12 protein-coding genes and 2 pseudogenes are annotated in these 22862 nt (G+C 72.8%); 7 read left to right on the top strand and 7 right to left on the bottom strand.

Annotated elements, in window-relative coordinates:
• Positions 1–203: 203 nt before the first annotated feature.
• A pseudogene (locus ACWD0J_RS33600) lies at positions 204–415 on the bottom strand (IS701 family transposase); the annotation flags it as partial.
• A pseudogene (locus ACWD0J_RS33605) lies at positions 357–579 on the bottom strand (transposase); the annotation flags it as partial. The pseudogenes ACWD0J_RS33605 and ACWD0J_RS33600, both read right to left, overlap by 59 nt.
• A 271-nt stretch (positions 580–850) precedes the next feature.
• On the opposite strand from ACWD0J_RS33605, the gene ACWD0J_RS33610 reads away from it, so the two are divergent.
• On the top strand, positions 851–1195 hold the full coding sequence (locus tag ACWD0J_RS33610; protein WP_451499635.1) for a hypothetical protein: 345 nt from the start codon (positions 851–853) through the stop codon (positions 1193–1195).
• 265 nt (positions 1196–1460) lie between these two features.
• Here the strand turns inward: ACWD0J_RS33610 and ACWD0J_RS33615 are convergent, their stop codons facing one another.
• A complete protein-coding gene (locus ACWD0J_RS33615) occupies positions 1461–1967 on the bottom strand; it encodes a GNAT family N-acetyltransferase (protein ID WP_451499636.1) in 507 nt (168 codons plus the stop codon).
• Between the two features lie 330 nt (positions 1968–2297).
• On the opposite strand from ACWD0J_RS33615, the gene ACWD0J_RS33620 reads away from it, so the two are divergent.
• Entirely contained in the window at positions 2298–2771 is a 474-nt protein-coding gene (locus tag ACWD0J_RS33620; RefSeq protein WP_451499637.1) for a hypothetical protein, read from the top strand.
• 152 nt (positions 2772–2923) lie between these two features.
• Here ACWD0J_RS33620 and ACWD0J_RS33625 read toward each other — a convergent pair whose 3' ends face one another.
• Both ACWD0J_RS33625 and abc-f read right to left on the bottom strand, forming a co-directional pair.
• A complete protein-coding gene (locus tag ACWD0J_RS33625) occupies positions 2924–3574 on the bottom strand; it encodes a uridine kinase family protein (RefSeq protein ID WP_451499638.1) in 651 nt (216 codons plus the stop codon).
• 265 nt (positions 3575–3839) lie between these two features.
• The gene (gene abc-f / locus ACWD0J_RS33630) at positions 3840–5486 is read right to left on the bottom strand and encodes a ribosomal protection-like ABC-F family protein (RefSeq protein WP_451499639.1); all 1647 of its coding nucleotides are present in this window, start codon (positions 5484–5486) and stop codon (positions 3840–3842) included.
• 298 nt (positions 5487–5784) lie between these two features.
• Between abc-f and ACWD0J_RS33635 the strand changes: the two genes are divergently transcribed.
• The gene (locus ACWD0J_RS33635; protein ID WP_451499640.1) at positions 5785–5919 is read left to right on the top strand and encodes a hypothetical protein; all 135 of its coding nucleotides are present in this window, start codon (positions 5785–5787) and stop codon (positions 5917–5919) included.
• A 245-nt stretch (positions 5920–6164) separates the two neighbouring features.
• Here the strand turns inward: ACWD0J_RS33635 and ACWD0J_RS33640 are convergent, their stop codons facing one another.
• Together ACWD0J_RS33640 and ACWD0J_RS33645 are read right to left on the bottom strand one after the other, a co-directional pair.
• Positions 6165–6683, bottom strand: coding sequence for an RNA polymerase sigma factor (locus tag ACWD0J_RS33640; protein ID WP_451499641.1), 519 nt, complete (start codon positions 6681–6683; stop codon positions 6165–6167).
• Between the two features lie 63 nt (positions 6684–6746).
• The gene (locus ACWD0J_RS33645; protein WP_451499642.1) at positions 6747–8078 is read right to left on the bottom strand and encodes a phthiocerol/phthiodiolone dimycocerosyl transferase family protein; all 1332 of its coding nucleotides are present in this window, start codon (positions 8076–8078) and stop codon (positions 6747–6749) included.
• Between the two features lie 543 nt (positions 8079–8621).
• On the opposite strand from ACWD0J_RS33645, the gene ACWD0J_RS33650 reads away from it, so the two are divergent.
• The 4 genes from ACWD0J_RS33650 to ACWD0J_RS33665 all read left to right on the top strand — a co-directional run bounded on the left by ACWD0J_RS33650 (position 8622) and on the right by ACWD0J_RS33665 (position 22777).
• Complete coding sequence (locus tag ACWD0J_RS33650; protein WP_451499643.1) at positions 8622–17354, top strand: amino acid adenylation domain-containing protein; 8733 nt, start codon at positions 8622–8624, stop codon at positions 17352–17354.
• The gene (locus ACWD0J_RS33655) at positions 17347–21162 is read left to right on the top strand and encodes a type I polyketide synthase (RefSeq protein WP_451499644.1); all 3816 of its coding nucleotides are present in this window, start codon (positions 17347–17349) and stop codon (positions 21160–21162) included. The genes ACWD0J_RS33650 and ACWD0J_RS33655 overlap by 8 nt, the downstream gene beginning before the upstream one ends.
• Before the next feature lie 68 nt (positions 21163–21230).
• The gene (gene ccrA / locus ACWD0J_RS33660; protein WP_451499645.1) at positions 21231–22460 is read left to right on the top strand and encodes a crotonyl-CoA carboxylase/reductase; all 1230 of its coding nucleotides are present in this window, start codon (positions 21231–21233) and stop codon (positions 22458–22460) included.
• A gap of 122 nt (positions 22461–22582) precedes the next feature.
• Positions 22583–22777 (top strand): antitoxin, encoded by a 195-nt coding sequence (locus ACWD0J_RS33665; protein WP_451499646.1) that lies wholly within the window; start codon positions 22583–22585, stop codon positions 22775–22777.
• Positions 22778–22862: the final 85 nt, after the last annotated feature.

A 22862-nucleotide genomic window follows, 5' to 3' on the forward strand; every position in this document is an offset into this window, starting at 1 on the left:
CGTCCCGCCAACGAGCTCGCATCGAACGGTCGGCGTGCCCCCTGACGCGGCACCGGTGTCGAGGATCCGATACACAACGGCCACCTGCGGGCACCTCCTTGTCGAGCTTGGCCGGAGACCTCCTGAACCCGACGGCCCGGTCGCGCCGGAGGCGCTGGTCCAGGGAACCGGTCACCCTGCCGGTGGCGACCGCCCATCCTGGCCGGCCGGACACCGTCCCAGCGGCCGTCCCGCGCGGTGGCGGCTGCCTGGGCCAGGCGGCGGGATCGGACCCTGGCCGGCCGCACCCGCAGTGCCAAAAGCGCGAGCGCATCGGCCCGCGGGAGCCTTCCCGCCAGGTGGCCTCGGTGAACGCCTGGAGTCCATGGCCGGCAGCGAACGCGGCGACCGAGGGCGGCTTGTCGCGGTAGCGGGGCGTCCGCCATCGGCTGGATCGACTTCCGCCGCCCGTCCAGCATCAGCCCCTGCGGATGGCAGTTGCCCTTCGCTCGCTGATTCTCGCGCGGCACCGAGGCGAACACGTCAGCCACGAATAACGCCGAATTCGCCCCGCGCACGGTCCACTTCATGTGCATCCACACCCCAACATGCTCCCCAACAGGACCGCGAGACAGACCTAATGGAGTCCAACTAGCGGGCCGTAAACGGTGAGACCAGTGCCTCTTCGTCACGGAGGCGACTGCCAGCCGATTACGTAAGGTCGCTGGTTCGGCACGCTGTGCGCAGATATGGGCTTCAGGTACGTCGCGCCCGTACGTCAGCTGTCAACTACCGGCAACCATTCCGCAATTGCGAAGGTACTCGAGTGGTGTTTCGCTGGAGGGGAGAGAAACCAAGAGAGGTGGCAATCATGACCGCAGTCCTGCATCTCACGCGACTGAGGTGCGTCAGGCCGGATGACTCCGCCAGCGACGGCGACGAAGTGAAGCTGCAGATTGACGGGCAGCAGATATGGCCCAACCGGGACGAGGGCTTCTTCAACATGGGCACAGACCACGAAGTCCCGATGGACATAAGTCACGTCTTCCGCGGCGGGGCGACTGTCAGTCTTTTCGACGACGAAGATGTCGGGCATGACGGCAGGCTCGGCGCACTGTCCTTCAGCGAGGACGTGGAGACCCCTGGAGGCGCTACGTTTCATGGCGAAAGTGGGTCGGTCTACGAACTGTCGTACGAGATCCCGGCGCGCTTCTGACCCGTGAGCTGAGCGGCGCCAAGGGTGTGCGGCTCGGGATTCGGCGGCCCTCCCGGATGACCCTTCACCCGCTGATCCTTGCGCGGCACCGAGGCGAACACGTCAGCCACGAATAACGCCGAATTCGCCCCGCGCACGGTTCACTTCATGTGCATCCACACCCCCAACACGCCTTCCGTCAGGTCTGTCTCGCGGTCCTGTCTGGACCAGCTTCGGCCCCGCCCTGGACCCACCGGTCCGTCAGTGGGCGTCGTACTCGGCGGTGTCACAGTGCCCGGCGCATGCAGGCCCGCGGCCATCGGTCCAGGCCGTGTGCCTCTTCGCGCTCCCGGATCTTCCGCAGACCGGGAGTGAGCCTGTTGTCGTCCATGAGCTGAAAACCACAGCGTGCGTAGTAGGGGGCGTTCCAGGGGACCTGGGTGAACGTGGTGAGGGTCAGAGCGGGCGCCCCCTCGCTCCTGGCGTGGGTCGCCAGATGGTCCAGCAGCAACCGGCCGACACCGCGCCGCGCGCTGTCCGGGTGCACCGAGACCTGCTCGACGTGGAGGTTGCCGTCGACGCGGTCGGCGATCAGGTAGGCGACCGGGGCGTCGGTGTCGTTGGCCACGACCCAGGCCAGCCTCGTGTGGTGGTAGCGGGCGAGCTCACCGAGCGGGAGTGGCTCATCCTCGGCGATCTCCGGCATGCCGATGTCTCGGAAGCACTGCCCGGCGGCCCTCTCGATGTCCTGGAGGGCGGGCAGTTCGTCCAGGCGCACGGCTCGGATGTGCATGGAAGCATTCTCCACGGCACGCCGGATGGCGCCACCGATTAAGCGTCCTGTGACGGCGGTGCACCGGCGGTGGCTGCGTGGCGCAGGGCCCGCATCGACCGGCCCGTGCGTCGCTCACCCGATGCCAGCGGTCACAACAGGGCGAACGTTGCCTGATGCGGCACTAGCCAACGGGGCGAAGTGCGCAACGTGTTGAGAGAGGCGCCACCGAGAGAGTCCTCATGCATCCAGGTCACCACGGCGTAGCGGTGGCTCTGTGTCTCAGCGCGGGTTCTGGCCCGGATCGCGCGGAACGGTGCATGTCGGTAGCGGACCGTAGTCTCAGGCGTCATGGGCATTCAGATCGATGTGGTGGCGGGTTATCCGGTCAACGATGAGGTGGAGAGGGTGCTCGGGTTGGCTGAGGCGGTCGGCGAGCCCGTCACTGTCACGTTCATGTGGGAGGGGCGGGAACAGGCGGAACGCGCGGTGCTTGTGCCCGCGGCCACGCTGGCGCTCTGGGAGCATTGGGCGCCCACCGCCTACCCGAAGAGTGGCGCTGGGGACGAGAACCGGGCCGTGGCGGAGGAGCCGGAACTGGCGCACCCAGCGGAATTCGGCGCGTTCACGCTCTTTCGTCGTCGCGTAGGAGGGCGCACGGCGGTTGCTCGCGAAGGTGTGGTGGTCGCCGAGCTACTGGACCCCGACGAGGCGCACTGGCTCCAGGAGAGGGCCCGCGGTGTCCGCCAAGGTTTCATGGACCCGAAGCAGAAGGCGGCGTTCGAGGAGTTCCTTGCCCGGCAGGCACCCCTCGATGAGCAGTGAGCGCCGGCTCATGCTTCGTGGCTTTGGTCCACCTTGTGTGGTGTGGTGAGGCGCGGTCACGCCTTTGTCCTGACGTCAGTTGGTGTCTGTGGTGGCGGCTTGAGATGTGCTTCTGTCCGCAGCGGGTCGTACAGGGGACTGGGGCGGCCGGCCTATGGGCTGGTCGGCGGGGCGACGACCAACTCGGTGTCCGGGTCATGGTCGATCTGCGCGGGGCCGGCGACGATCATGGTGGCTCGGTTCCACGGCTGTTCTCGCACCATGAACGGCAGTTCCTCCAGTAGCCAGTTCGCCACGTGTTCCCACTGCTCGGGGGAGTCACCGTCGCGGACGGCCAACAACCGCTTCTGCTCATTCAGGTCACCCTGCATCCACACCGAGGCGTCCAACCACGGGGCAAGCTCTTCGCGGATGATGCCGGTGCCCTCGACCCAGACGAAGTCGGCACCGGCGGGGATGGTGATCGATCCCGGCCGGTCGTGAGTGGTCCATGCGTCAGGGCGGAAGTCCACCGCCTCACCCCGGCGCAGAGGGCGCAGGATGTTCTCGGTGAGCACGGCGCCCCAGTCGAAGTAGGCGTGGTTCCAGGCAACGTCGTCGGTGTGCACGACGGCGGACTTGGGCACCACCTTGCGTAGCCGCTCGACCAGGGTCGTCTTGCCGGCGCCGCCCCGGCCGTCGATCGCGATGACCCGAGGGCGTCCGGTGACGTCGGGTGAGGCATCGCGCAGCTGCCGGACGGCGTCGAGTACGGTCACCACCCGCCAGCCAACGGCCTCGGTCTCGCCTGGATGTAGTCGCATCGACAACGCGTCTCCGGAGGTGAGGAGAGGGGGCCGACCCGCCCGGACGGTTCGCCGTTCGCCCAACTCTACTGACGTCTTGGTCGCCCTGTCAGAGTCCCGCACACCGGCAACCACCACCGCTGCCGCACCGCAGCGGGCAATTCGTGGAGGAGCCGGCCGGGGGGAGTCGACCCGGTCGGCGCCGGGGCGGTTCCGCTGCTTCGGCGGCAGCCGCTCCGCGAACCCCAACCGACCTGATGCGAGCCCGGCTGGTGCTTGCGGGTCAGTGCGTGCGACCGCCGCGCAGTTCCAGCCGTTCCCCCGGGAAGCGCTCGCGGAAGCCGCGATCGTGCGAAACCGCGACCACCGCCCCCGGGTAGGCCGCGAGCGCCGCCTCCAGGTCCTCGACCAGGTCGAGCGCGATGTGGTTCGTCGGCTCGTCGAGTACGAGAAGGTCCACGGGCCTGGTGGCCAGTCTCGCGATCTGCAACCGCCGTTGCTGGCCCGCGGACAGCGCGGTGACCGGGACGTGCAGGTCCTCCTCACGGAACAGGCCCAGCGTCAGCAGCTGATCGGCGTACTCCTCCGGCAGTCCGGGCCGCCCGGCCGCGAAGGCCGCGAGCAGCGGGACACGGGTGGAGTGCGCGGGCAGTTCCTGCGCCAGGTACCCGATCAGACCCGGACGGCGTACGGTGCCGGCGTCCGGCTCCAGGTCGCCCGCCAGGACACGCAGCAGTGTCGTCTTGCCCGCCCCGTTCTCGCCCGTGACCAGCAGCCGCTGCCCGGGCGTGATCGCCAGCAGCCCGTCCAGACACAGCCGCTCGCCGACGCTCACGCCGTGGAGTTCGGCAAGCGGCCGCTCGACGGAGTGCGTGCCGCCCGCCGCCGGCAGCGCCGCCGTGAACCGCAGCGGTTCGGGTGGCGCCGCCGCCGGGTTGCGCCGCAGACGGGCCAGCCGCTCCCGGACCGATCGCACCTGCCCGCCGAGCTTTGCCTCATGCGATCGGCGGTGCTTGCCGAAGCCCTGCCGCGGGTCCCTGCCGGTGCTGGCCAGCCTCTTCCCGGCGGCCTGAAGCAGTTCCTCGGTACGGGACACCTGGTCAAGCCAGTCCGCGTGTTCCTGCTCCGCGCGGCGTCGGGCGGCGGCCTTCGCGGCGCGGTAGCCGGCCCAGCCGTCGCCGTACCGGTGCACCCTGCGCGCATCCCGGTCGATCTCCAGGATCGCGTCGGCGATGCGCCCCAGGAAACCGCGGTCGTGGGTGACCGCGACGACGGTGCCGCGGTGCGCGCGCAGGTGCTCCTCGAGCCAGTGCACGGCCGCCGCGTCGAGATGGTTCGTCGGCTCGTCGAGGAGCAGCAGCTCGGGAGCGGCGGCCAGCACGCAGGCGAGCGCGAGCCGCGACTGCTCGCCGCCGGAGAGCGAGCCGAGCGTGCGGTCGCGGGTGACACCGGCGAGCCCGAGCCCGTGCATGGCGGCTTCCACACGGGCGTCCGCCTCGTATCCGCCGCGTTCCTCGTACGCGGTCAGCAGCTCGCCGTACGCGGTGAGTTCCTCCTCCGACGCCTCACCGAGGCGCTCCTCCGCCATCCGCAACCGGCGCTCCATGCCGCGCAGTTCGGCCAGGGCGGAGTCGACAGCGTCCTGCACGGTGCAGCGCGGGTGGAGGTCGAGGGTCTGGGCGAGGTGGCCGGTCCCGCCGGGGAAGCTGACGGTGATCTCCCCGGCGTCCGGCACCTCGGCCGCGGCCAGCAGCCGCAGCAAGGTGGACTTGCCGGACCCGTTCTCGCCGATGACGGCGGCCTTCTCGCCGGGGCGGACGGTGAAGGACACCTGGTCGAGGACGGTTCGGGTGCCGTAGGACTTGGTCACGTCCTTCACGGACAGCTGCGCCACGGCAGCGGGCACAGCGGTATGGGCGCGTTCGCGCATGCGGCTTCCCAGGGAGTGCGACGTGTCTACGGGCAGCAGAAACGGCGGCGTCGGCCGTGTCCGGACTCAGAGGAAGCAGAGGAAAGCCATGCCCTCACCATACAAGACGATGCGTATCGTCTCTACTCGTGTGGTCGCGAAATCCTCGGTCCGTACCACCCCGCCCGAGCCGACCCTCCCGCGCCCGCGCCCGTTCCCGCGGATGCGGCCCGGTGCCGCGTGCCGTGCCCGCCCGCGTCAGCGTGCCGCCCTCCTCCGGCGCCTGTGCCGCTGTGACGGAAACGATCAGTGCGCGCGCGTGATCACCCCTGAGGGGGACGGCCGCTGCATGCTCCCGTTGTGGGACGGATTCCTCATGGTGGCCACTGTTCCGGGCTTCTTCGAGGTCAAGCGCACCCGGATCGAGGGACCCCGTTTTGGCACGGGCGGCTGACGCGGCACGTCCGGCGGGCGTGGAGGACTGGGCGTTCCATGCCTGTCCGCTCGAACTCTGGCGGCACGGCACACGCCCAACGGACTCCGCTCCTGCGGAAGTCGACGCGCCCAGCGTCCCGGGTCGGCTGCCGTGGCGGGCCCGCCGCCACGGCGCCGTCGTACGGACACTGCCCCCGCTGGGCTTCTGCGGGCGCGGAAGGGGGGCCGGAAGCCGGAGTTGCTTCGGCGGCCCAGGGTGCCGCCTCATGCCGCCGAGGGCTGCCACGCCTCCTGGAACCGGCGGCGGGCGCGGAAGAGGCGGGAGCGGACGGTGCCCACGGGCAGGGAGAGGACTTCGGCCATCTCCTCCTCGTTGAGGCCGTAGGCGCGCAGGGTGAGGACCTGCCGGTGCGCCCGGGACAGACGCTCCAGCACATCGCTGATGTGCACTGCGTCCAAGGGGTTCGCCTCCTGCCTCGACTCCACGTCGGAGCAGGTCCGTTCCTCGCCGTTGCGCTTGGCGGTGCGAACGGCCTCGCGGACCGTCACCGAGCGCACCCAGCCGTAGAACGCGGCCGGTTCACGCAGGGAGCCAAGACCGCGGTAGATGGCGAGCAGCGCCTCCTGCGTGGCGTCGGCGCCGTCGTCATGGGTGATGGACCGGCAGATGCGTGCGACGTACGGCGTAATGCCGGTCAGCAGGTGGTTCATCGCGTGCTCGTCGCCCGACTGGGCTCGCGGGAGCAGCGTCAGGGGAGAGGGCAGTTCGCTGACGGTGGTCATGTCGGGAAGGGCTCCTTACGGCGCCGGGCCGGCGGGTGCGTGAGCGAGAGAGGGCAGCCGGGCTCAGCCCGCGGGCGTGCGCGCGTGTTCGCTCTCCGCCGCGCGCGCCAGGTCGAGAAGCCCGCCCAGTACGTCGTCGCGGAACGCTCGCATGAAGGACGGGCTGAAACAGGCGGTGTAGTGCGGGAACTCGATGGCGAGCCGGCCTTCGAAGGAGACCACGCACGCCATGACGGGGCTGGCGCCTGCCTGCGGGAAGTAGTTCTCGCGGCCCGGTACCAGGCGGACGTCCACCGCCTCCAGTCCGTCCGGCAGCCGCGGACCGGGGACGACGCCCATGTTGGTGACGATCACCGTGGCCAGTTGCAGCGCGGGGTGGCGGGGGATCTCCGGCGTGATGCGCATCTCGTGGAAGTGGTCACCGCGCGCGATGAAGTCGCTCAGCCGGGCGTGGACGGTACGCGCCAGGTCCAGGGGGTCCGCGGCCTCGGACACGTCGAGGGTCTGCAGGTGGGTGGTGACCGCGGGCACCATGTCGGACGCGGGCAGCGGCGGGGAGAGCCGGGAGCGCAGGTCGACGGGGGAGAGGCAGCCGAGCGTGCGGGGGCCGTCACCGTCCAGGCGCCGCCTGGCGGTGGTCAGCAGTGTCGCGGCGATCAGCGCGTGCACGGAGACGCCGCGGTCGCGTGCCGTCCGGCGCAGACGCGTGGTGAGTGCGGTGTCCAGGGTCAGCCGGCAGACCTCGATGTGCGCGTCCTGAGCGGCGTCCTCGGGGGTCGCCTGGCTGTTGGCGGACGGACGCCGTACGTCGTACCGCACCAGCTCGACCGGGTGCCGTTTCGTTTCCTCGACGCGGCCGTCGAGGTACTTGGCCGTGTCGGCCTCGTCGGCCGGAGGCAGCAACTGGCTGACCGGCCGGGGCCACTGGAGCGCAACGGGGCCGGAGGGCTCGCTGGGACGTTCCCCGTCGACCAGTGCCCGGTAGCGATCCCACAGCGCGTTGTGCAGCGCGATGCTGCTGTGGCCGTCCGTGATGGTGTGGTCCACCACCAGGACGAACAGGTGGCGCTCGCCGTCCGGCGAGCTGACCAGGACGGCACGGCTCAGCGGACCCCCGACGGGCAGGGGGCTGTTCAGCTCCGCCGCGTAGGCCTCGTCCTCGTCGCCGGTGCGGGCGACGAGCCGGGGCCGCTCGTCCTCGTCGAGCAGGCGCAGCGCGTGACCCGTGTCCTCCTGGACGATGCGTGACCGCAGCGTCGGGTTGGCCTCCGTCATGGCGTCGAACGCGGCTGACAGCGCCCCGACGTCGACGCGGCCGCGCAGGGCGCAGGTCAGGAAGGCCCTGCTTCGCTGGCCCACGTAGAGGGTCTCGACCGGACACAGCGCACGGTGCATGCCGTCAGCCTTCTTTCGATCGTCCAATTCCATGTGTCCACGCCCCGGGAGCGGCCTGTCGTCGTCGGCTGCCCGCGAATCCGGAACGGTTCCGAGAGTGCATCGCGAAGCGCGGCCGAATCCAGCCGAAAGCCCGCCGTGGAGCTGAATTCGCGTGATTTCCCTAGAGGTGACCGGTGCCGCGAACTCCCTCGCACCGAACTCGCCCATTCGCAAAGGCACGCACGCGTGGACTCGTGGACTCGCGGACTCGCGAACTCACGAACTCACGAACTCATTAGGGAAACACCTGGATTGACCTCCACGGGGCCGGTCCGCGCTTGACCTGTGCCGGCTCGCGCCGCACCGTGAGGTGCTGTGAAACCGGGGCCGGGCGATACGGATCCCCCTGCCCCCGGCGTGCGACCTCCCTGATTCGCCCTGTGGACCGGCCCGGCGCGTGCAGACACGCGAGGGCGGCACGGAGCGGTGGCCGCACCCGTCCGATCCGGCCGGGCCTTCGTTCGTCCGGGACATTACGGCTTGTCACGTGAGGGTTGTGCTATGTCACTCCAGGAGGACGAACGTCGTCCGCTGTCCGGGGCCCAGGAGGGTCTCTGGTACGCCGGGCGGCTCGCGCAGGACACCGCCGCGTACAACACCGCGGAGGCGGTGGAGATCCACGGGCCCCTCGACACCGGCCTGTTCGAGACCGCGCTGCGGCGCACGGTCGCCGAGGCCGACACCTTCGCTCTGCGTTTCGTCGACACCGACGACGGCCCCCGGTGCCACCCCGCTCCGGACGCGGACGACTGGACCCTGCACCGGGTCGACGTCAGTGACACCGGGAATCCCGAGGCAGCCGCGTGGGAGTGGATCCACGCGGACCTGGTGGCCCCCGTGGACACGGAGAAGGGCCCGCTGTTCTCGCACGCCCTGCTGAGCCTGGCCCCCGACCGCTTCATCTGGCTGCTGAGGGCACATCACATCCTGCTGGACGGCTACAGCTACAAGCTCCTCGGGCGGCGTCTGGCGCACACGTACAACGCCCTGGCGGAAGGGCGCGAGCCGGGCCCCTCCGGCTTCGCGCCGGTGAGCCGGCTCCGGACGGACGAGGAGACCTACCGTGGCTCCGAGCGGTACGTCCGCGACCGTGACCACTGGGCGCAGCGCCTGAACGGGCTGCCGGAGCCCGCCCGGCTCACCTCCCGTACGGCCGCCGCCACCGCCCCCTTCCTGCGCCGTACCGCCGAGCTGGAGCCCGCCGAGGCCGGCGCCCTCGACGCGGCCGCGGCCCGTTTCGGCGTCTCGCGCACCGACCTGCTGACCGCCGCCACCGCCGCGTACCTGCACCGGATGACCGGTGCGGGAGACCTGGTGCTCGGTCTGGCCACGATGAGCCGGCTCGGCAGCGCCGCCCTGCGCACCCCCGGCACCGCCTCGGACGTGCTTCCGCTGCGCGTGGCCGCCGCTCCCGGCACGCCCGTCGCGGAGCTGGTGCGGTCCGTCGCGGACGAACTGAAGGCGCTGCGCCGGCACCAGCAGTACCGGGGCGAGTTCATCCGCCGCGACCTGAACCTGCTGGGCACCGGACGCCGGCTGTACGGGCCGGTGCTGAACATCGTCCCGTTCGACGAGTCCCCGGTCTTCGGCGGCCACCCCACCACCTGGCACCACCTGTCCGGCGGAGCGGTCGACGACCTGCAGATCTCGGTGCGGCCCGGGGTCCGGCCCGGGGGACTGTGGCTGGCCTTCGACGCCAACCCCGCCCTGTACGAGGAGGACGAACTCGCCCTGCACCGCGACCGGTTCCTCAGGGTGCTGCGCGAACTGGCCGATGCCGGACCGGCCACACCGCTGCGGGACCTGGACATCCTGCTGCCGGGCGAGCACCCCCGCGACGCCGCCGCACGCACGTACACCGTCGAGCGGACCCTCACGGAACTGTTCGAGGAGCAGGCGGCGTCCGTGCCCGAGCGGACCGCCGTCACCTGCGGGGACGAACACCTCACGTACGCGGCGCTGAACGCGGAGGCCAACCGCCTGGCCCGGCTGCTGGCCGAACGCGGCGCGGGCCCGGGGCGCGTGGTGGCGCTGGCCCTGGAGCGTGGCCCTCGGCTGCTGCCGGCGCTGCTGGCCGTCCTGAAGACGGGCGCGGCCTACCTTCCCCTGGACCCCGGTCATCCGGCCGAGCGGCTGCGGCTGGTCGTCGAGGACGCGGCGCCCGTCGTACTGGTCACCGAGCGCACCCATGCCCACCTGGCCGGGGACGCGGTTCCCGCCGTGCTCCTGGACGGCCCGGAGGTCGCGGCGGACCTCGCCGGCCGCTCCGGCGACGACCTCACCGACGCCGACCGGCACGGTCCGGCGAACCCGTCCGGCATCGCGTACATCATCCACACCTCCGGTTCCACCGGCCGCCCCAAGGGCGTACCCGTGCCGCACACCAACGTCGTGCGGCTGTTCGCCGCCGCGGCCGAGCACTTCGACTTCGGCGCGGACGACGTGTGGACGCTGTTCCACTCCTACGCCTTCGACTTCTCCGTGTGGGAGATCTGGGGCGCCCTGCTGCACGGCGGCCGGGTCGTCGTCGTCCCGTACGCCGTCAGCCGCTCACCCAGGGAGTTCCTGGAGCTGCTGCACGGCGAGGGCGTGACCGTCCTCAGCCAGACGCCGTCCGCGTTCGAGCAGCTGATCGACGCCGACCGCGAACGGGACGGCGACACGGGGGCGTTGCGTTACGTCGTCTTCGGCGGCGAGGCCCTGCGCCCGACCCGCCTGCGCCCCTGGGCCGACCGGCACGGACTGGACCGTCCGGCGCTGGTGAACATGTACGGCATCACCGAGACCACCGTGCACGTCACCCACCATCGCGTCACCCGGGCCGACCTGGACGACCCGCGCCGGGGCAGCGTCATCGGCACCCCGCTCGCCGATCTGCGCGTCCACCTGCTGGACCCCGAGGGACGCCCGGTGCCGCCCGGCGCGACGGGCGAGGTGTACGTCTCCGGCGCCGGCGTGGCAGCCGGATACCTGAACCGGCCCGAACTGACCGCCGAACGCTTCCTGGAGGACCCCTACGGCCCGCCCGGTACCCGCATGTACCGCTCGGGCGACCTGGCGCGGCGCCGTCCCGACGGCACCCTCGACTACCTCGGCCGGGCCGACGCGCAGGTCCAGCTCCGCGGCTTCCGCGTCGAGCCGGGCGAGATCGAGGCCGTCCTCGCCGCCCACCCGGGCGTCGCCCGGGCCGCCGTCGTGGTCCGCCGCGCCGACAGCGGCGCCCGGCAGCTCGTCGCCTACACGGTGCCGACGGGTGCCGGGCCGGCGGACCCCGCCGAACTGCGCGCCCACGCGGCCGCCCACCTGCCCGAGCACATGGTCCCGGCCGCCTGCGTCCCCGTGGACACGCTGCCGCTGACCGCCAACGGCAAGCTCGACGTCCAGGCCCTGCCCGCCCCGGACTTCGCCGCCGAGGCCTCCGGCACCCGCCCCGGGACACCTCAACAGGCCCTCGTCTGCGCGCTGTTCGAGGACGTACTGAAGCTGCCCCGGGACACCGTGGGCATCGGCGCCGACTTCTTCCACCTCGGCGGCGACTCCCTGCTCGCCACCCGCCTGCTGGCCCGGCTGCGGCACGAGACCGGCGCCGAGATCCCCATCACGGCCCTGTTCGAGACGCCGACACCGGCCGCCCTCGCCCACCGGCTCGCCGCGCGGTCGGGAGCCGCCCTGGCACGGCCCGTCCTCGGTGACGCCGTACGCCCGGAGCGGGTACCGCTGTCCTTCGCCCAGGAACGCATGTGGTTCCTCAACCGCTTCGACGACGGAGCGGCCACCTACAACATCCCGTTCCTCGTCGCGCTGGACGCCGACCTCGACGCCGAGGCGCTGGAGGCGGCTCTCGGTGACCTGGCCGACCGCCACGAGAGCCTGCGCACGGTGGTCGCCGAGCACGACCGTGTGCCGTACCAGCGGATCGTGCCGCCCGGCGAACTGAGGCCGGCTCTGCGCCGCATCGACTGCCCCGCCGCGGAGACCGCGGCCCACGTCACCGCCGCGCTGCGGCACCGCTTCGACCTGACCGCCGAAAGTCCCCTCGCCGCCTGGCTGCTGGGCACCGGCACCGACCGGACCCTGCTGCTCGTGCTGCACCACAGCGCGGCCGACGGCTGGTCGCTGCGCCCCTTCGCCGACGACCTGAGCACCGCGTACGCGGCCCGCCGCGCGGGCCGGGCACCTCAGTGGACCCCGCTGCCGGTGCAGTACGCCGACTACGCGCTGTGGCAGCGTGCCCTGCTGGCGCCCGGACCCGGCGGCACGGGCCGGCTGGAGCGGCTCACCGCCCACTGGCGCGGCGCGCTGGACGGTCTGCCCGAGGAGTGCACCCTGCCGGGAGACCGGCCGCGTCCCGCCGCGCCGCGCGGCGGCGGCGCGCACGTGGAGACCGTCGTGGACGCCGCTCTGCACCGTGCCCTGCTGAGCCTCGCCGACCGCGAGAACGCCAGCCTGTTCATGGTGCTGCACGCCGCCGTCAGCGCCCTGCTCACCCGCTGCGGCGCCGGCGAGGACATCGTCCTCGGCACCCCGGTCGCCGGCCGCACCGAACCCGCCCTCGACCACCTCATCGGCCTGATCACCAACACCCTGGTCCTGCGCGCCGACACCTCCGGCGATCCCGCCTTCCGCGACCTCCTCGCCTGGCTGCGCACGGCCGACCTGGCCGCCCTGGACCACCAGGACCTGCCCTTCGACCGGCTGGTCGAGGAGCTCAACCCGCCGCGCAAGGCCGGGCGGCACCCCCTGTTCCAGGTGATGCTGGCCCTCCAGAACAACGAACCCGCCGTACTCGAACTGGACGGCCGGCGGGCCGAGTTGCGGCCGACCGCCACCGGCACCGCCAAGTTCGACCTCTTCGTGGACGTGCTGGAGCGCCGCACTCCCGACGGTGCCCCCGACGGTCTCGCGCTGCACGTCGAGTACGCCACGGACCTGTACGACGCCGGCACGGCCGAGGCGTTCGCCCACGCCCTGCGCGACGTCCTGCGCACGGTGTGCGCCGAGCCCGGGGTCCGCGTCGGCCGGCTGCCCGCGATCCCCGAGCGCACCCCCGAACCGGCCGCCGCCGACACCGCGGAGCTGGAGGGGACGGCACTGTCCGTGCCGGGCATCCGCGACGCCCGTGCCCTTCCCGGCGCCGACGGCGAGCCGCCGCGCCTGTACGTGGTCGCGGGCCGGGCCGACGCGGTGGAGCGCGCGGAGCAGGCGGTGGACCGCGCGGGCCACGGCACCGTCCGCGTCACGGCGGTCAACACCCTGCCCCTCGACCGGCACGGTGCCCTCGACACCGAGTCGCTGCGTTCCCTGCCCGCCGTCGACCGCACCGCGGCCCGGGCCTGGCAGGAGCGGCTGGCCCGCGTCCCCGGCGTCACCGCCGCCGAGGTGTCGGTGGAGGAGGCCCCCGAGGAACTCGGGCGCCGCCACGCGGGCCTGCCCGACCGCACGCCGGAATCCGCCTCGGCCGGCACCGGCAGCGCGGCCCAGACGTCCGCCGTCCCGGCGCTCAGCGAGGGTCCCGAGCTGGCCGAACCGTCCGTGTCCGGCTGGGCGCAGGCCCTGCGACGCGCGGCCGGGCTGGACCGGGGCGACATCGTCCACGTCCATGCCGACGGCAGCGAGCACCGGCGCAGTTACGCCTCCCTGATCGCCGAGGCGTCACGGGTGCTGGCGGGTCTGCGGCGGGCGGGCCTGCGCCCCGGCGACCAGGTCGTCCTCCAGTGCGATGTGAGCGAGGACTTCCTCGCCGTGCTGTGGGGCTGCGTCCTGGGCGGTTTCGTCGCCGTCCCGCTGACGGTGCCGACCTCCTACGACACGCCTTCGGCGGCGCTGACGAAGCTGGAGGGCATCTGGCGGATGCTGGGCCGTCCCTGGATCGTGTGCTCCGCTGGCCGCGAGGCCGGGCTGCGTGACGTGGCCGACCGGCAGCAGTGGCCCGGGCTGCGGCTGACCACGGCCGACGCCCTGCGTGAGGCCCCGGAGGACCACGACTGGCACGCCTCCCGGCCGGACGACCTCATCCTGATGCTGATGACGTCCGGCAGCACCGGTCTGCCCAAGGCGGTACGGCTGACCCACCGCAACGTGCTGACCCGCTCGGCCGCCACCGAGCAGATGAACGGGCTGGACGCCACCGACGTCTCGCTGAACTGGATTCCGCTCGACCATGTCACCGGCGTGGTCATGTTCCACCTGCGGGACGTGTACCTGGGCTGCCGCCAGATCCACGCCCCGACCTCCTGGATCCTCCAGGACCCGCTGCGCTGGATGGACCTGGCCGACCGGCACCGGGTCACCGTGACCTGGGCGCCCAACTTCGCCTTCGGACTTCTCGCCGGGGAATCCCACCGCTTCACCGACCGCGCCTGGGATCTGTCGCCGATGCGGCTGGTGATGAACGCCGGCGAGGTCGTCGTGGCGTCGGCGGCCCGCCGGTTCCTGCACACGCTGAAGCCCTACGGCCTGCCGCAGCATGTGATGCATCCGGGCTGGGGGATGTCGGAGACCTGCTCGGTGGTCACCGACGCCGTCCTGCCCGGCGAACCCGTCGAGAACGAGGGAACGTTCGTCAGCTGCGGGCAGCCCTATCCCGGGTTCGCCATGCGGATCGTCGACGACCAGGGCACGGTCCTCAAGGAGGGCGAGGCGGGCCGGTTCCAGGTCCGCGGTACCTCGGTCACCGGCGGCTACCACGACAACGCGGCGGCCAACGCGGAGGCGTTCACCGAGGACGGCTGGTTCGACACCGGCGACCTGGCGTTCCTGCGCGAGGGCGAGCTGTACATCACCGGCCGCGCCAAGGACGTCATCATCGTCAACGGCGTCAACCACTACAGCCACGAGATCGAGGCCTGCGTGGAGGAACTGCCGCACGTGGAACGCAGTTTCACCGCCGCGGTCGCGGTGCGCTCCGATCCCTCCTCGCCCACCGACGAACTGGCCCTCTTCTTCCACCTCACCCCCGAAACCGCCGCGCAGGACACCGCCGGCGCCCTGCGGGAGATCGCCGGCAAGGTCACCCGGGAGATCGGCGTCAGCCCCGCCTTCCTGATCCCGGTCGGGCCCGACGCCATCCCCAAGACCGAGATCGGCAAGATCCAGCGCACCAGGCTGCGCAAGAGCTTCGAGGCCGGCGCCTTCGACGACCAGGTGCGCGCCGCCCAGGTACTGCTGGGTACCGCCGCCACGGTCCCCGACTGGTTCCTGCGGCCGGTGTGGCAGCGGGCACAACGCCCGGGCGCACAGGTGGAGCACGCCGGCCGCCACACCCTCGTGCTGACCGGCGGCGACCCCCGGGTGCAGCGGCTCGCGGACCGGTTCGCCGACGCGCTGCGGTCCGGCGGCGGCCTGTGCACGGTGGCCGGCGACGGAACGGCGTACGCGCGACTCGACGCCGCCCGCTACCGGGTCCGGCCCGCGGAGGAAGCGGACTGCGCCGAGCTGCTGGAGCAGGTGGAGCGCGACCAGCGCCCCGTCGACACCGTCGTGCACCTCGACGGGCTGTGTGACACCGGGACGCCGGAGCAGGCGCCGTACGACACGACCGGTACGGAGCGGCTGCTCGCACTCGCCCGCGCCCTCGCCGCCCGGCCCGGCCGGCAGCGACCCGTCGACCTGGTGTACGTGACGGCGGGTGCCCAGGCCGTGCGCCCCGGGGACCGTCCCTGCCCGGCGCGTGCCATGGCGGGCGCCCTGCTCAAGTCGCTTAGCGAGGAGTTCGGCTGGCTGCGCGGGACGCACCTCGATCTCCCGCCGGATGACGGCGAGGACCCGCTGCCCCTCCTGCTGGCCGACGCGACCGTCGCCGCGGACGGAGCGGAGGTGGCGTACCGCGACGGACGTCGTCACGTACGCCGCCTCGCGGCCCTGCCCGGCACACCGCCTCGCACCCAGGCGCCGGCCCGCGACGGCTTCACCCTGATCACCGGGGGACTGGGCGGCGTCGGCAGCGAGGTCGCCGCCCACCTGCAGCGCACGCCCGGGACGCGGCTGCTGATCGTGGGCCGCACACCCCAGGCCGAACTGGACGCCCAGGGAACCGGATCAAGCCGCGCGCAGGCCCTCCGGCGACTGCGCGAGCTGGGCGAGGTCCGCTACGCCCGCGCCGACGTCACCGACGAACGCCAGGTGCGGGCCGCGGTGGACGCGGCCACCGGGGCGTGGGGCGTGCCGCTGACGTCGGTGCTGCATCTGGCCGGGACCCTCGTCGAACGCCCCGTGGGCGACCTGGACACCGCCACCTGGCGCCGGGCCCTGGAGGCGAAGGTGCGCGGTGCCTGGACACTGCACCGGCTCACCGGGGACCACCCGGTCGGCTCCTTCGTCACCTTCTCCTCGGTGAACGGGTACTTCGGCGGTGCCATGAACGCCGCGTACGCCGCGGCCAACGCCTACCTGGACGCCCTCGCCCTGCACCGCCGAAGCCTGGGTCTGCCCGCGCAGTCGTTGGCCTGGAGCATGTGGCGCGAGCACGGCATGAGCCGCGGCTACCGGCTCACCGCGCTCACCGAGGCCCGCGGCTACCGGCTGCTCGACGCCCCGGCCGCACTGCGCTCGTTCGACCTGGCCCGCACCCTGGACGAACCGCATCTGCTGATCGGCGCCGACCGCACCGCTCCCTGGGTCCGCAGCCACGTGGTGGCCCCGGTGCGCCAGGTGCGGCGCGTCGCCGCGCGCGTCGGCCTGGAGGACGGCACCGACCTGGGCGCCCTGTACCGCGCGGCGGCCGACAGCGCCGGCGCGACCGGTGTGGGCGACGACTGGACGCTGCGCTCGGCGGGCACCACCGCACACCAGGACCGGGCGGACGCGGGAGAGGACCTGCGGCGGCTGGAGAGCCGGCTCGCCGAGGTGTGGTGCGGCGTCCTGGGCCGTGACCGGGTGGGCCGGGACGAGAACTTCTTCGACCTGGGCGGCAACTCCCTGCTCCTCGTCACCGCCCAGTCCACCGTCAACAGCGCCTTCGGCACCGACCTCTCGGTCGTCGACCTGTTCGCGCACCCCACCGTGCGGGACCTGGCCCGCCACCTGTCGACACGCACCGGCGCCGGCACCACGAGGGCCGTCCAGCCGCCACCGCAGGGCGGGTCCGCAGGACAGGACGCCGCCGACCCGGCAGCACCACGGTCCGCCGAGGCCGCCCCCAGCGGCCTGGACCGAGCCAGGGAACAAGCACAGCGGCAGCGTGCGGCCCGCGCGCGCCGTACCGCACGGCACGGGAAGGACCGAGGCCATGCCTGACACCACCGAACCGCACGAGCAGGAGGCCCCCGCCGTCGCCGTCATCGGCATGGCGGGCCGCTTCCCCGGCGCCGACGACCTCGACACCTTCTGGGACAACCTCGCGGCGGGCCGGGAGTCCGTACGGCCCGTCACCGACGAGGAGTTCCTCGCCGCCGGCGGCGACCCGCGCGACCTCGACGACCCCGCACACGTGCGCATGGCCTCCGTCGTCGAGGGCATGGACCGCTTCGACGCCGGTTTCTTCGGCTACAGCCCCGCCGAGGCCGCCGTGGTCGACCCGCAGCAACGCCTGCTGCTGGAGACGGCCTACCACGCCCTGGAGGACGCCGGCTGCCTCGGCGGCGACCGTACGAACGAGGCGTTCGGCGTGTACGCGGGCAGCGGCGACAGCCGCTACTACCCCGCCCACGTGTACCCGCGGTACGCCGGACAGCCCGGTTCGGTCGAGCTGGTGCACGCGGCCACCGCCAACTCCCTGGGCACCCTCGCCACCCGCGTCTCCTACGAACTGGGCCTCACCGGCCCGAGCGTGTCACTGCAGACGGCCTGCTCCACCGCGCTGGTCGCCGTGCACACCGCCTGCCAGGACCTGCTCGACCACCGCTGCGACACCGCGCTCGCCGCCGCCGTCTCCCTCAACCCCTCGGCCGCGCTGGGCTACCGGCACGTGCCCGACGGCCCCTTCTCACCCGACGGCCACTGCCGCGCCTTCGCCGCGGACGCCGCCGGCACCTCCTCCGGCGACGGCGTGGGAGCCGTCGTGCTCAAGCGTCTGGAGGACGCCCTCGCCGACGGCGACCGCATCCGTGCCGTCATCCGCGGCAGTGCCGTCAACAACGACGGCCGCCGCAAGGTCGGCTTCAGCGCGCCCAGTGCCGCCGGGCAGACCGAGGTCGTCCTCGCGGCGCAGGCCCAGGCCGAGGTCGACGCCGACACGATCGGCCTGATCGAGGCGCACGGCACCGCCACCAAACTCGGCGACCCGATCGAAGTGTCCGCGCTCACCGAGGCGTTCCGGCAGAGCACACAGCGGACCGGGTTCTGCGCGCTCGGCTCGGTGAAGACCAACATCGGCCACCTGGGCGCGGCCGCCGGCATCGCCGGGCTCATCAAGGCGGTCCTGGCCCTGGAGCACCGGCAGATCCCGCCGAGCCTGCACTTCGAGCGGCCCAACCCGCTCATCGACTTCGCCTCCGGCCCCTTCCGCGTGCCCACCGCCCTGGAGGACTGGCCCGCGGGCGGGCATCCCCGCCGGGCCGCCGTCAGCGCCTTCGGGATCGGCGGGACCAACGCCCACGTCATCCTGGAGGAGGCCCCGCCGATCGCCCCGGCCGCGACCCGCCCGCCCGAGGACGGACGCCGCCTGGTGCTGCCGCTGTCCGCGCGGACCGCCGGAGCCCTGCGCGGCCAGGCCGACGCCCTCGCCCGGCACCTGGAGCGGCGGCCCGAACTGCGCCTGGACGATGTCGCGCACTCCCTGCGCGCCGACCGGCCCGCGCTGCGCCACCGCCTCACCGTCACCGCGGCCAACCGCGAGGAGGCCCTCGACGCCCTGCGAACCGCCGTGCCCGGCACCCCGCCGCCGTCCGACGAGCCCGCCCGCGTGGCGTTCCTGCTGCCGGGCGGCGGCACCCAGTACGCCGGCATGGGAGCGGAGCTCTACCGCGACCACGGCGTCTACCGCGACATCGTCGACGAGTGCGCCCGCATCCTGCGCCCCGCCCTCGGTACCGACGTCCGCGCCGCCCTGTTCGAGGAGCAGCGGCCCGACGACACCGCAGCCTTCCTCGGCCTGGTGGTGACCGAGTACGCCCTGGCCCGCACCCTGATGGAGCAGGGCGTGCGCCCGGACGCGCTGATCGGCCACTCGCTCGGCGAGTACACGGCCGCCTCCCTGGCCGGAGTCATCGACCTGGCGGACATGCTGCCCCTGGTCACCGAACGCATCCGGCTCATCAGCTCCGCGGGCGGCGCCACCGTCGGCGTGGCCGCCCCGGCCGAGGACGTACAGCCGCTGCTCGACGACGAGCTGTCGCTGGCCGCGGCCAACGGGCCCAGCGCCTGCACCGTCGCGGGACACCTCGACGCCGTCACCCGCTTCGAGGCCGAACTCACCCGCCGGGGCGTGCCGTTCCGCCGCCTGCGCATCCCCGTCGCCGCCCACTCCCACGTCCTGGACCCGGTCCTGCCGGCGTTCGAGACCCACCTGCGTCAGGTCACGCTGCGCCCGCCGCGCATCCCCTACGTCACCAACGTCACCGGCACCTGGGTCACCGACGCCCAGGCCACCTCCGTCCGGCACTGGCTCGACCACACCAGGCGCACCGTGCGGTTCGCCGACGGCATCACCGCCCTGTGGGACCGCCTGCACCCCGTCCTGGTGGAGATCGGGCCGGGGGACACCCTGACCAAGCTGGCCACCGGCCGGCTCGCCGACGAGGCACCCGTGACGGTGACCACCATGCGGCACGCCAAGGCCGAGGCCTCCGACGGCTTCGTCCTCGCGGAGGCCCTCGGCCGGCTGTGGAGCGCGGGCGTGGACACCGCCCTCCCCCCGGCGCCGGACACCGCCCGACGCGTCCCACTGCCGCCGTACGCCTTCGAACGCCACCGCCACTGGATCGACGCCCCCGGCGCCCGCACGGACCCCGCCGCGCCCGACACCCCCGCCGAAACGCAAGCGGGCCCGGCCCTCGCCCCGCGGCCCCGGCTGACCACCGAGCACGTGCCGCCGCGCTCCGACCGCGAACAGGCGGTCACCCGGCTGTGGGAGGAGACCCTCGGCATCGGCGGCATCGGCGTCCACGACAACTTCTTCGACCTCGGCGGCGACTCGATGCGCGCCGTGCTGCTGGCGGGCCGGCTGCGCCAGGCCGGCGTCCTCGACGTACCCGCGGCGAAACTGCTGGCCGCGCCCACGGTGGCCGGGATCCTCGCCGCGTCCGACGAGCGGGACCAGGACACGCGGGGGACCGCCCCCACCGCGCTCGGCCCGCTGCTGCCGCTGCGCGCGGAGGGCACCGCCACCCCCCTGTTCTGTCTCCACCCCGGCGCGGGCGTGTCCTGGCGCTACACGGGCCTGCTGCCCCACCTCGGCGGCGACCAGCCCGTGTACGGCGTCCAGGCGGCCGGCCTCGACGGCACCCGGCCGCCCGTGCCGGACGCCGCCGCCATGGTCAGCGGGTATCTGGACCTGGTGCGGGAGGTGCAGCCGCACGGTCCGTACCGGCTGCTGGGCTGGTCCTACGGCGGCTTCGTCGCGCACGCCATGGCCTGCGCGCTCCAGGAGAGCGGCGAGCGGGTCCAGCTCCTCGCGATGCTCGACGCGCCGCAGCCGCACGGCACGAGGTACGACCCCGAGGCGGCAGAACGGCAGGTGGCGGCGCTGCTGTCGCGGGTGACAGGTCTCCCTGTCGAACCGGGGGCCGCCCCGCCGGACGTCGGCACCGTCCTGGACCGTCTTGAGGCGGGCCTCGCGGCCGACCCGTCCAGTTCGCCGGTCACACGCGCCGAGGCGGCCGCCATCGCCGCCGTCATGCGCAACAACCTGCGCATCGCACCGCAGTTCACCCCCGGCGTCTACCGCGGTGACGTGCTGTTCTTCAGCGCGGCCCAGGAGGAGCCGACCGCGTTCCCGGCGGACCTGGCTGTGCTGCCCGCAAAGGCCGACAGCTGGCGGCCGCACGTCGACGGCACCCTGCACGACCACCAAGTGCCGTGCGGCCACTACGAGATGACTGAACCCGAGCCGATCGCCCGTATCGGCGAGGTGGTCGCCAAGGCCCTGCGCGGACTCCACGAGTGAGCCGCCCGGCGGCGTCCGCCTCGATCCCCGACCCACCGAGTACGCCCCGACCGTTCAGGAGACCCCGCGTGACCGCGACCCAGGACCTCTACGAGCTCGGCGACGCGCCCGAGATCGGCACCGTCCCCCAGAAGATGTACGCCTCGCTCATCCGCCGTGAACGCTACGGCCGGCCCGTCGACGCCTTCCGCACCGAGGTCGTCGACGTCCCGCCGGTCGGCCGCGGACAGGTCCTGGTGAAGGTGATGGCGGCGGGCATCAACTACAACAACGTGTGGGCGGCGCTGGGTTCGCCGCTCGACGTGATTGCCGCACGGCAGAAGGCGGGCGCCACCGAGGACTTCCACATCGGCGGCTCCGACCTGTCCGGGATCGTGTGGGCGGTCGGCGAGGACGCGCGCGGGGTGAAGCTCGGCGACGAGGTGGTCGTCCTGGCCAGCCGGTGGGACGAGGCGGCCGAGGACATCCGGCTGGGCGCCGACCCGGCCTTCTCCACCTCCCAGCGGGTGTGGGGCTACGAGGAGAACTACGGCTCCTTCGCGCAGTTCGCGGTCGTCGACGACTACATGCTGCATCCCAAGCCGGCCCGGCTGTCGTGGGCGGAGGCCGCCTGCTACATGGCCACCGCGGCCACCGCCTACCGTCAGCTCTTCGGCTGGGAACCGCACACGGTACGCCCCGGCGACCCGGTGCTGATCTGGGGCGGCGCCGGCGGACTGGGCTGCATCGCCATCCAGCTGGTCCGGCACGTCGGCGGCATCCCGGTCGCGGTCGTCTCCAGCGAGGAACGCGGCGAGTTCTGCCTCAAGCTGGGCGCCAAGGGGTGGATCGACCGGCGGGAGTTCGACCACTGGGGCCGGCTGCCCGACACCTCCGACGACGCCGCGACGGCCCGTTGGCTCACCGGCGCCCGCGCCTTCGGCCGCCGCTTCTGGGAGGTGCTCGGCGAGCGCCGGAGTCCGCGCATCGTGCTGGAGCACTCGGGTGCCGACACCATCCCCACGTCCATGTACCTGTGCGACAACGGCGGCATGGTCGTCATCTGCGGCGGCACCACCGGTTACAACGGCGACGTGGACCTGCGCTTCCTGTGGATGCGGCAGAAGCGGCTCCAGGGATCGCACGTCGCCGGCGCCCGCGAGGCGCGGGAGGTCACCCGGCTGATCGACCAGGGCGTCGTCGACCCCTGCCTGTCACGGACCTTCGACTTCGACGAGATCGGTCTGGCCCACCAGCTCATCCACGACAACCGCCACCCGGCGGGGAACATGGCGGTGCTGGTGAACGCGCGGGTGTGACGGGCCCGGCGGCAGCGGCCGTCCGCGGGGCGGACCTCGCCGCGAACCCGGGGTGGTTCGCACCGGACCCGCGGGGTACTCGCGGCCGGGTACGACGCACGCGCTATCGCGGGAGGTATCCCATGGGCAAGCTGGGCGACATGGCGAACAAGGCCAAGAACATGGCCAAGGGCCACCCGGACCAGGCCGACAAGGGTGTGACGGGCGCCGAGCGAGTGATCGACGAGCGGACGGGTGACAAGTACGACGCCCAGACCGACAAGGCCGCCGGAGCGGCACGTCGTTCCTACCGGGACAGCGGTACGACGGAGCGCTGATTCCCGCGTCACGTTTCCGGCCCCCGGCGTGGCGCGCATGCTGTCGGCGTAGGGCTCGTTCCACACCGAGCAGTCGTCCACCGGC

This window comes from Streptomyces sp. NPDC003011 (assembly GCF_053591515.1).

Excerpts from the sequence above, each read along its gene's own strand:
- ACWD0J_RS33655 (WP_451499644.1), top strand. The coding sequence starts at position 17,347 with ATGCCTGACACCACCGAACCGCACGAGCAGGAGGCCCCCGCCGTCGCC.
- ACWD0J_RS33620 (WP_451499637.1), top strand. The coding sequence starts at position 2,298 with ATGGGCATTCAGATCGATGTGGTGGCGGGTTATCCGGTCAACGATGAG.
- ACWD0J_RS33665 (WP_451499646.1), top strand. The coding sequence starts at position 22,583 with ATGGGCAAGCTGGGCGACATGGCGAACAAGGCCAAGAACATGGCCAAG.
- ACWD0J_RS33625 (WP_451499638.1), bottom strand. The coding sequence starts at position 3,574 with ATGCGACTACATCCAGGCGAGACCGAGGCCGTTGGCTGGCGGGTGGTG.
- abc-f (WP_451499639.1), bottom strand. The coding sequence starts at position 5,486 with ATGCGCGAACGCGCCCATACCGCTGTGCCCGCTGCCGTGGCGCAGCTG.
- ACWD0J_RS33615 (WP_451499636.1), bottom strand. The coding sequence starts at position 1,967 with ATGCACATCCGAGCCGTGCGCCTGGACGAACTGCCCGCCCTCCAGGAC.
- ACWD0J_RS33645 (WP_451499642.1), bottom strand. The coding sequence starts at position 8,078 with ATGCACCGTGCGCTGTGTCCGGTCGAGACCCTCTACGTGGGCCAGCGA.
- ACWD0J_RS33650 (WP_451499643.1), top strand. The coding sequence starts at position 8,622 with ATGTCACTCCAGGAGGACGAACGTCGTCCGCTGTCCGGGGCCCAGGAG.
- ACWD0J_RS33640 (WP_451499641.1), bottom strand. The coding sequence starts at position 6,683 with ATGACCACCGTCAGCGAACTGCCCTCTCCCCTGACGCTGCTCCCGCGA.
- ACWD0J_RS33610 (WP_451499635.1), top strand. The coding sequence starts at position 851 with ATGACCGCAGTCCTGCATCTCACGCGACTGAGGTGCGTCAGGCCGGAT.